The sequence below is a fragment of the Polaromonas sp. YR568 genome (assembly GCF_943369415.1).
Classification (GTDB): Bacteria; Pseudomonadota; Gammaproteobacteria; order Burkholderiales; family Burkholderiaceae_C; genus Polaromonas.
This window is the reverse complement of record NZ_CALRNF020000015.1, coordinates 101,642-109,826: the sequence shown is the minus strand read 5'-3', so window position 1 is coordinate 109,826 and position 8,185 is coordinate 101,642. Positions and strand designations below refer to the sequence as shown.

8 protein-coding genes and 1 pseudogene are annotated in these 8,185 nt (G+C 69.3%); all 9 read right to left on the bottom strand.

What is annotated here, in order from left to right; translation table 11 throughout:
* Window positions 1-104: 104 nt before the first annotated feature.
* Window positions 105-1,163 carry a cobalamin biosynthesis protein CobW gene (gene cobW / locus ACLV74_RS11670; RefSeq protein WP_411879557.1) on the bottom strand — a complete coding sequence of 353 codons (1,059 nt, stop codon included), beginning with the start codon at window positions 1,161-1,163 and terminating at the stop codon, window positions 105-107.
* 23 nt (window positions 1,164-1,186) lie between these two features.
* Complete coding sequence (locus ACLV74_RS11665) at window positions 1,187-2,056, bottom strand: ABC transporter substrate-binding protein (RefSeq protein WP_411879556.1); 870 nt, start codon at window positions 2,054-2,056, stop codon at window positions 1,187-1,189.
* 4 nt (window positions 2,057-2,060) lie between these two features.
* Entirely contained in the window at window positions 2,061-2,630 is a 570-nt protein-coding gene (gene cobO, locus ACLV74_RS11660; RefSeq protein WP_411879563.1) for a cob(I)yrinic acid a,c-diamide adenosyltransferase, read from the bottom strand.
* 27 nt (window positions 2,631-2,657) lie between these two features.
* Window positions 2,658-3,443: pseudogene (locus ACLV74_RS11655) on the bottom strand (ABC transporter ATP-binding protein); the annotation flags it as partial.
* Entirely contained in the window at window positions 3,440-4,531 is a 1,092-nt protein-coding gene (locus ACLV74_RS11650; RefSeq protein WP_411879555.1) for a FecCD family ABC transporter permease, read from the bottom strand. The gene ACLV74_RS11650 and the pseudogene ACLV74_RS11655, both read right to left, overlap by 4 nt.
* Complete coding sequence (locus ACLV74_RS11645) at window positions 4,528-5,415, bottom strand: ABC transporter substrate-binding protein (protein WP_411879554.1); 888 nt, start codon at window positions 5,413-5,415, stop codon at window positions 4,528-4,530. The genes ACLV74_RS11650 and ACLV74_RS11645 overlap by 4 nt, the downstream gene beginning before the upstream one ends.
* On the bottom strand, window positions 5,412-5,996 hold the full coding sequence (cobU, locus tag ACLV74_RS11640; protein WP_411879553.1) for a bifunctional adenosylcobinamide kinase/adenosylcobinamide-phosphate guanylyltransferase: 585 nt from the start codon (window positions 5,994-5,996) through the stop codon (window positions 5,412-5,414). The genes ACLV74_RS11645 and cobU overlap by 4 nt, the downstream gene beginning before the upstream one ends.
* Window positions 5,993-6,844: an ABC transporter substrate-binding protein gene (locus ACLV74_RS11635; protein ID WP_411879552.1), complete on the bottom strand. Its 852-nt coding sequence runs from the start codon at window positions 6,842-6,844 to the stop codon at window positions 5,993-5,995. The genes cobU and ACLV74_RS11635 overlap by 4 nt, the downstream gene beginning before the upstream one ends.
* Window positions 6,841-8,178 carry a cobyrinate a,c-diamide synthase gene (locus tag ACLV74_RS11630; protein WP_411879551.1) on the bottom strand — a complete coding sequence of 446 codons (1,338 nt, stop codon included), beginning with the start codon at window positions 8,176-8,178 and terminating at the stop codon, window positions 6,841-6,843. The genes ACLV74_RS11635 and ACLV74_RS11630 overlap by 4 nt, the downstream gene beginning before the upstream one ends.
* Between the last annotated feature and the right edge of the window lie 7 nt (window positions 8,179-8,185).

Sequence of the window (8,185 nt, the reverse complement as noted above, 5' to 3'; positions counted from 1 at the left end):
AGCGGCATAAAGGAGGAGCCCGCAGGGCGGAGGACAGCCGCGGAGCAGAGTGCCCCGTCGGCCTGCGCCCCCCACGAACGTAAAACTTCAGCGTGCATTTGGATTCAGACCGTGGCTTTACCCAAGGCAGCCTGCAACTCAGCTTGTAAAACTGCGGCATTGAGCTCAGAACCAATCAGCACCAGGCGCGACTGCCGCACCTCATCCGAACGCCAGGGGCGGTCGAAGTAACTGTCAAAACGCGTCCCCACACCCTGCACCACCAGGCGCATGGCCGAGCCGGGCAAAGCCACAAAGCCTTTGGCGCGGTAAATCTCATGGCGCTCCACCACGGCGCGCAAGGCGGCCAGCAGCGCGTCGCGGCCAGGCACGTCGAGCGCCACCTGCACCGAGTCGAAGGCGTCGTGGTCGTGGTCTTCTTCCTCGTCGTGGTGGGTCTTGCGCTGGTCGATGACGTCTTCGACCGCGCGCTCCAGGCCCAGCAGCACGCCGATGGCGATGCGGCCGTGCTGCGCATGCACCAGCTTCACGCCGGGCGCGGTCTCGGCGCGTATCGCGGCTTCCACACGGGCCAGCGCGGCGGCGTCCAGCCCGTCGGTCTTGTGCACCACCACCAGGTCGGCGGTGGCGAGCTGGTCTTCAAACAGCTCGTGCAGCGGCGAGTCGTGGTCCAGGTTGTCGTCGGCGCGGCGCTGGGCGTCGACCGCGACCGGGTCGTCGGCAAAATCGCCCGCGGCGACGGCGGGCGCGTCGACCACGGTCACCACCGCGTCCACCGTGAAGGTGTTGCGCAGCGCGGGCCACTGGAAGGCCTGCACCAGCGGCTTGGGCAGGGCCAGGCCCGAGGTCTCGATGATCAGGTGGTCGATCTGGTCGCGGCGCTTGGCCAGCTGCTCCATCACGGGCGCGAATTCTTCCTGCACGGTGCAGCAGAGGCAACCATTCGCCAGTTCATAAAGCTGGCCATTTTCTTCGCCGTTCTCGTCGCAGCCTATGCCGCAGCCGCGCAGCAGTTCGCCGTCTATGCCGAGTTCGCCGAACTCGTTGACGATGACCGCGATACGGCGGCCCTGCGCGTTGGCCAGCAGGTGGCGCAGCAGCGTGGTCTTGCCACTGCCCAGGAAGCCGGTGACGATGGTGGCGGGGATTTTTCGGGTTTGCATAGGGTGTCTCTTGGTTGAAAAAATTAACGGGACGGCAATGCGCTCAGGCACTCCACCAGCATCTGCGCGGCCTCGCCCAGGCGCGGGCCGGGGCGCGACAGCAGGTCCATGCGGTCGGTGTCCAGCAGGCACAGCTGCTGCCGGCGCACCGCGGGCAGCGCGCTCCAGCCGGGACGCTCGGCGACGTTGGCCAGCGTGGCGCGCGGGCCGATGATGATGTCCGGCGGGCGGCGCAGCAGCAGCTCGGGGTTGATCCGGGGAAACAGGCCCAGCTCGCCGCCCACGACATTGACCAGGCCCAGCCTGGCCACCGTCTCGCCGATAAAGCTTTTTTCACTGGCCGCGGACGACCCGGCCCCCACTTCCACATAGACAGTGCGCCCGCGCAGGGCGGCGGGCATGCGGCCAGCGGCGGCGTCGAGTTCGGCCTCCATGCGGGCCACCAGTTCAGCGGCACGCGCCGGCTCGCCCAGCGTGTCTCCCAGCTTCAGCAACATGCGTTTGAGGTCGGCGTGGGTGCGGGCGTCAAACGTCATGACCGGAACGCCCAGCGCCTGCAGGCGTTCGCCCGCGCGGCTGCGCGGGCCCAGCAGCACCATGTTGGGCCGCAGGGTGACGATGCGTTCGATTTGCGCGTCTTCCAGGCCGCCCACCTTGGGCAGCATCTGCACCGAACCGGGCCAGGTGGAATGGCGGTCGGTGCCCACGAGCTGCGCGCAACGGCCGAGCGCGCACACGGCCTCGGTCAGCGAAGGCGACATCGTGACGATGCGTGAGACAGGCTGCACGCCCTGCGCCATCGCGAAGCCGGACAGCAGCCCCAGAACCGCCAGCGACGACGCCGTGGGCAGCATGCGCAGTGCGAAACGCGAAGCGACAGGCATGGGGGTCATCTTGTTAGTCTTCGATGCCGCGTTGCGCCGGTACGCCAGCCTTGAAATGATGCTTGATCAGCGTCATTTCAGTGACCGTATCGGCCAGGTCCACCAGCTCGCCAGGCGCGTTGCGGCCGGTCAGCACCACGTGCACATGCGGCGGGCGTTCGCGCAGGCAGGCGAGCACAGCTTCCAGCGGGATCCAGCCGTAGCGCAGCGGGTACATGATTTCGTCCAGCACCACCATGAAGTGTTCGCCGGCGCGTAGGGTGGCTTCGGCCTTGGCCCAGCCGTCCAGCGCCAGCTGCGCCGAGTGGTCCAGGTCGCGGCTCTTCCAGCTGAAGCCGTCGCCCAGGCCTTCGATGGGAACACCCAGTTGCTCGAACAGCCGGTGCTCGCCGAAGCGCGCGGTAGGCACTTTCATGAACTGGTAGACCTTGATGGTCTTGCCCCGGCCGTGGGCGCGCAGCGCCAGGCCGAAGGCCGCGGTGCTCTTGCCCTTGCCGTGGCCGGTGTTGATCATGATCAGGCCGCGGCGCTCGGCCGTGGGAACGACACGTTCGTAATCGATGGGTGGGGTTTCAATTTGCATGGGAGCCCTCTTTGCGGGATGGTTTACTTTGGGCAGCGCGATCCACTGCCCTTGCAGCGGATGTACGGCAATGCGCCCGTCAAATACGTCTTCCAGAGCCCGGTGCGTGGCCGGCTCGGCGCAGGGGCCCTGGTGGGTGACGCGGCCTTCGGCCATCACCACCAGGGTGTCGGCCTGGAGCGCCATGGTGATCTCGTGCAGCACGCTGACCACGGTCTTGCCTTCGGCCACCAGGGCCCGCACCACGTCCAGCCAGTCGGCCTGGTGCGGCGGGTCCAGGTTGGCGAGCGGCTCGTCCATCAGCAGCACCTGGGCCTGCACCGCCAGGGCGCGCGCCAGCAGCACACGCTGGCGCTCGCCGCCCGACAGTTGCCCCAGCGCGCGCTCGCGCCAGTCCCAGGCGCGGGTGGCGCGCAAGGCCTGTTCCACGGCCGCATGGTCGGCGGCGCTGGGGGGCGCCAGCCAGGCCTGGTGCGGCATGCGGCCCAGCATGGCGACGTCCCACACGGTCAGGTCATCGGCAGAGGTTTCATTCTGGCCCAGCCATGCGAGCTGGCGGGCGCGCTCGCGGTGCGGCAGGCTGTGCAGCGGCTGGCCCAGCAGGCTGACCTCGCCGCTGTGCGGCAGCACGCCGGCCAGGGCTCTCAGCAAGGTGGACTTGCCCGCGCCGTTGGGGCCGACGATGCTGGTCCAGCGCGCGGCGGCGATGTCCAGGCTGATGCCGTGCAGCACATGCTGCCGCTGCACGCCATGGCCGAGGCTGGCCTCAATGCCTTGCGCGCGGATGGCGATGGAATTGGTCACCGTGTTCATGCCGCGCGCCCTCCGCCCAGGCTGCTGCTGCGGTGCATCAGCCACAGCAGGTAGCCGCCGCCCAGCACCGCGGTGAGCATGCCCACGGGCAGTTCCTGCGGCGCCATCAGCCCGCGCGCCAGCGTGTCGGCGGCCATCAGCAGCACGCCGCCCATCAGGCTGGACAGCAGCATCAGGTGGGCGTGCGTGGTCTTGACCACCGAGCGCACCAGGTGCGGCGCCGCCAGGCCCACAAAGGCGATCAGCCCGGTCTGCGCCACCGCGGTGCCCGTGGCCAGCGCCAGCACCGCCACCAGCGCCGCGCGCATGGGCGCCACCGGCAGGCCCAGGCTGACGGCCGTGGCGTCGCCCAGGCTCAGCCCGTCGAGCACACGCGCCAGCAGCCACGCCGCCAGCACGCACACGGCCCACACGCCGGCCATCAGCACGCAGGAAGTCCACCCGACAAAGGCGGTCGAGCCCAGCATGAAGGCCTGCATGGCCTGCAGCGATTCGGGCGAGAACAGCAGCACCAGGTGCGTCATGGCACCCAGCACCACGCCCACCACCACGCCGGCCAGCAGCAGGCGCAGCGTGTGCCCCACACCACGCGAGAGCGCCAGCGTGAGCATCACCGCGAACACCGCGCCCAGGAAAGCCGCGCCGGTCAGGCCCAGGCGCACCCACAGGCTGCTGGAGAACACGCTGACGGCCACGCCGCCGTTCATCATGCTGCCGCTGATCGATCCGCCCAGCATGCCGGCGCCGCCGCCCAGGGCGGCCAGCGCCAGCGCCACGCCCAGCGAGGCGCCCGACGCGCTGCCCAGCAGGTAGGGGTCGGCCAGGGGGTTGCGAAACAGGCCCTGCGCCACCGCGCCGGCCAGGCCCAGCAAGGCACCTGCCGCCCAGGCGCCCAGGGTGCGCGGCAGGCGGATCTCCCAGACGATCTGCTGCGCCATCGCGGCCTGAGACGGGTCCTGCGCGGGGTTGAGCAGCGGCCCTATCAAATTCTCCAGCCCGGCGCTGCCCACGCAGATGCCCAGCACCACCAGCGCCAGCGCGCCCAGCACGCCGGCCCACACCAGCCACCACACGCGGGTTTGCATCATGGTTTGGCCTCCGGGGCAACGGACCGCGGTGCCTTGCCGGCCAGGCACTGCGCCATCAGGCGTGCGCCCTCGGCCATGCGCGGGCCGGGGCGCACCAGCACATTGGCCTCTTCGGTCGGGAAGATGCAGACGCGCTGCTCGCGCAGCGCACGGATGCTTTGCCAGCCGGGCCGCGCCTGCAGGCCGTCGGCGCTGCGCTGGCCGACCATGATCAGGTCGGGGTTGGCGCGGACTATGTATTCGGGGTTGAGCTTGGGAAAGGGCCCGAGTTTGGCCGGCACGATGTTTTTGGCGCCCAGGCGCGCCAGCGTCTCGCCGATGAAGGACGACTCGCTCGCCGCATACGGGCCTTGGTTGACCTCGAAGTAGACCCGCGTGCCGCGCACACCGGCCGGCAGCGACTGGGCCGCGGCCGAGACGCCGGCGTCGATCGCGCGCCAGATGCGCGCGGCGTCGGGCACCTCCAGCAACTGGCCCAGCTTGAGCATCACGCGCTGCACGTCGGCATGGCTCCTGGGCTCCAGCGCCACCACCTTCAGGCCCAGCGCCTGCAGCCGGTCGGCCGCGCGCGAGGAGGTGGCGAGCAGCACCACGTCCGGCTTGAGCGCGACGATCATCTCGATGTTGGGGTCCAGCCCGCCGCCGAGCTGGGGCAGTTTCTGCACGCTGGCGGGGAAATTGGAATAGCGGTCCACCCCGACCAGGCGCTGGCAGCGGCCGAGCTCGCAAACGCTTTCGGTCAGCGAGGGCAGCAGGCTGACGATGCGCTGCGGCGCCTGCGCGAAGGTGTGCGTCACGCCGCGGTCGTCGGTCAGCTGCAGGGCGCGGGCAGGCGCCGTGAGCAGGAGGCACAGAAGCAGCAAAAGAAAGGCGATGCGTTTCACAAAGGCGCTTTCAGGGTCAGCGGCAATCCCGCCGCCATCAGGGTGACACGCTCGCAGGCGCCGGCGACTTGCTGGTTGAGCTGGCCCAGGGCATCGACAAAGGAGCGGGTTTCGCGCCCCATGGGAATGACGCCCAGGCCGATTTCGTTGCCGACCAGCACCAGCGGGCCGGGGGCCGATTCAATCGCCTCCACCAGCAGGCCCGCCAGTTCCCACGCGGCCTGGGCGGCATCCTTGATTTCCAGGCCGGGCGCGGGCATCAGCAGGTTGGTAAGCCACAGCGTGAGGCAGTCGACAACGACCAGGGTATGGGCGGCGCTGTGCTGCAGGAGGGCCTGGGCCAGTTGAACCGGCTCTTCCACCGTCACCATGCCGCGCACGCGTTCGGCGCGGTCCTGCTGGTGGCGGCGTATGCGTTCGCGCATTTCGTCGTCCCAGGGCCTGGCGGTGGCGATGAGAACGGCGCGGTGCTCGCCTGACTGCCCGAGCCATTGCTGCGCCAGCAGTTCGGCGCGGCGCGATTTGCCGCTTCTCTGGCCGCCGAGGATGAATTCGCTGCGGGCAAGTGTCATCGCATTCATGGTTTGAAAGCTCCCGCAAGATCGGCGTCCATCCACTGCAGGATGATCTGGTGGATTTTGGCCACGCCATCGGTCAGCGCGGCGGGGCCGGGCTGCAGGATGTCGGGGGACTTGATTTCAAACAGCTGCTGGTGGCGCACGGCGTTCACCGCGTCCCAGCCTTCACGCGCCACCACGTTCTCGGGCCGGAATTTCTTGCCGCACCAGGAGCCCAGAATGATGTCGGGGTTGCGGCGGACGATCTCGTTGCCGTCGGCAATGATGCGGTTTTTGCCCAGCGACTGGGCGGCGAGCTCGGGGAAACAATCGTCTCCGCCCGCAATGCCGACCAGCTCCGACACCCAGCGGATCGCGCTGATGTGCGGGCTGTCCCATTCTTCGAAATACACCCTGGGCCGGCGCGCACCGGCCGCCACCCTGGCCGCCACGGCCGCCTGCATGGCGCGCAGGCCGGCCTGCATTTGCGCAATGCGACGGGCGCCCTGCTCCGCTTCGCCCACCATGGCCGCGAGCTGAAACAGCATGGAGAAAATTTCGGCCACGCTGCGCTGGTTGAAGATGGTGACCTGCACACCGCGCTTGACCAGGTCCGAGGCGATATCGGCCTGCAGGTCCGAAAAACCCAGCACGCAATCGGGCTGCAGTTCCATGATCTTGTCGATCCTGGCGCTCAGGAAGGCGCTGACGCGCGGCTTCTCGTCGCGCGCGCGCCTGGGCCGCACGGTGTAGCCCGAGATGCCCACAATGCGCCGCTCCTGGCCCAGCAGGTACAGCCATTCGGTGGTCTCCTCGGTCAGGCAGACGATGCGCTGCGGGCCGGGCTGGTAATGCAACAGGTCGATGTTCACGGGGCTGCCTCCGCGGATGCGGTGAACAGCTCCGCCACCGCTTCGGAGCAGGACGGAAACCAGGCGTGGAAGTAGCTGGCGCGCACCGCGCCATGCTGCCACACGGCCTCGCCCGCATCCGGCGCGGGCACGGTGCCGGGCCGCGAGGTGCGGGCCACCGGCTGCAGGGGCGTGGCCGTGGTCGAGTAATGGAAGGTGTGGCCGCGCAAGGTGCCGCTTGCCAGTTGCAGCTGTTGCGGGCCCAGGCCGGCCAGCAGCTTTTGCATGCTGACCTCGCCGGGCAGTACACCCCATTGCGCATGCCGCCTGCCGTCCGGCGTGACCAACGTGTCAAACAACGCCATCATTCCGCCGCACTCGGCCCACACGGGTTTGCCCGCCGCGATGTGCGCGGCCAGGCTGTCCCGCAGCGCGGTATTGGACGCAATCGTCTCGGCATGCAGCTCGGGGTAGCCGCCGGGAATCCACAGCGCGTCACAGGCGGGCACGGCCGCATCGGCCAGCGGCGAGAAAAACACCAGCTCGGCCCCCAGCGCGCGCAGGGTGTCCAGGTTGGCGGCGTAGATAAAACAGAAAGCGGCGTCGCGCGCGATGGCGATCGTCTTGCCCTGAAGTGCCGGCACCACGGGCGCGGACGTTTCAGGCGCCGTGAAGTCCACCGCCCAGCGCTGCAAATCCTCCAGCGTCATCTGACCCAGCGGCGTGTCGGCCAGCGTTTCGGCCGCGGCGTCCAGCCGTTCCATGCCATCGGCCACTTCGGCCGCCACGGTCAGGCCCAGGTGGCGCTTGGGCAGGCTCATGGCGGCATTGCGCAAGACCGCGCCCAGCCATTGCTCCGGCGCGACGCTGGCCTGCAGCATGCCCGCATGGCGCGCATTGGCCACGCGGTTGGCCAGCACCCCGGCCCAAGGCATGCCGGCGCGGTAGTGCTGCAGGCCGAAGGCCAGCGCGCCAAAGGTGGCGACCATGCCCGACGCATCCACCACCGCCAGCACCGGCAGGCCGAAGCGCTGTGCCAGGTCCGCGGCGCTGGGCTCGCCGTCAAAGAGGCCCATCACGCCTTCCACAATGATCAGGTCCGCCTCCAGCGCGGCTGCATGCAGGCGCGCATGGCAATCGGCCTCGCCGGTCATCCACAAGTCCATCTGGTACACCGGCGCGCCGCTGGCCAGGGCATGCCAGCACGGGTCCAGAAAGTCCGGCCCGCACTTGAAGACCCGGACCTTGCGCCCCTGGCGCGCATGCAGACGCGCCAGCGCGCAGGCGACCGTCGTCTTGCCCTGGCCGGAGGCCGGGGCGGCGATGAGGATGGCGGGGCAGCGTGCGGTTTTCATGATGCGG

Excerpts from the sequence above, each read along its gene's own strand:
- ACLV74_RS11630 (WP_411879551.1), bottom strand. The coding sequence starts at position 8,178 with ATGAAAACCGCACGCTGCCCCGCCATCCTCATCGCCGCCCCGGCCTCC.
- cobU (WP_411879553.1), bottom strand. The coding sequence starts at position 5,996 with ATGAATGCGATGACACTTGCCCGCAGCGAATTCATCCTCGGCGGCCAG.
- cobW (WP_411879557.1), bottom strand. The coding sequence starts at position 1,163 with ATGCAAACCCGAAAAATCCCCGCCACCATCGTCACCGGCTTCCTGGGC.
- ACLV74_RS11665 (WP_411879556.1), bottom strand. The coding sequence starts at position 2,056 with ATGACCCCCATGCCTGTCGCTTCGCGTTTCGCACTGCGCATGCTGCCC.
- ACLV74_RS11650 (WP_411879555.1), bottom strand. The coding sequence starts at position 4,531 with ATGATGCAAACCCGCGTGTGGTGGCTGGTGTGGGCCGGCGTGCTGGGC.
- cobO (WP_411879563.1), bottom strand. The coding sequence starts at position 2,630 with ATGCAAATTGAAACCCCACCCATCGATTACGAACGTGTCGTTCCCACG.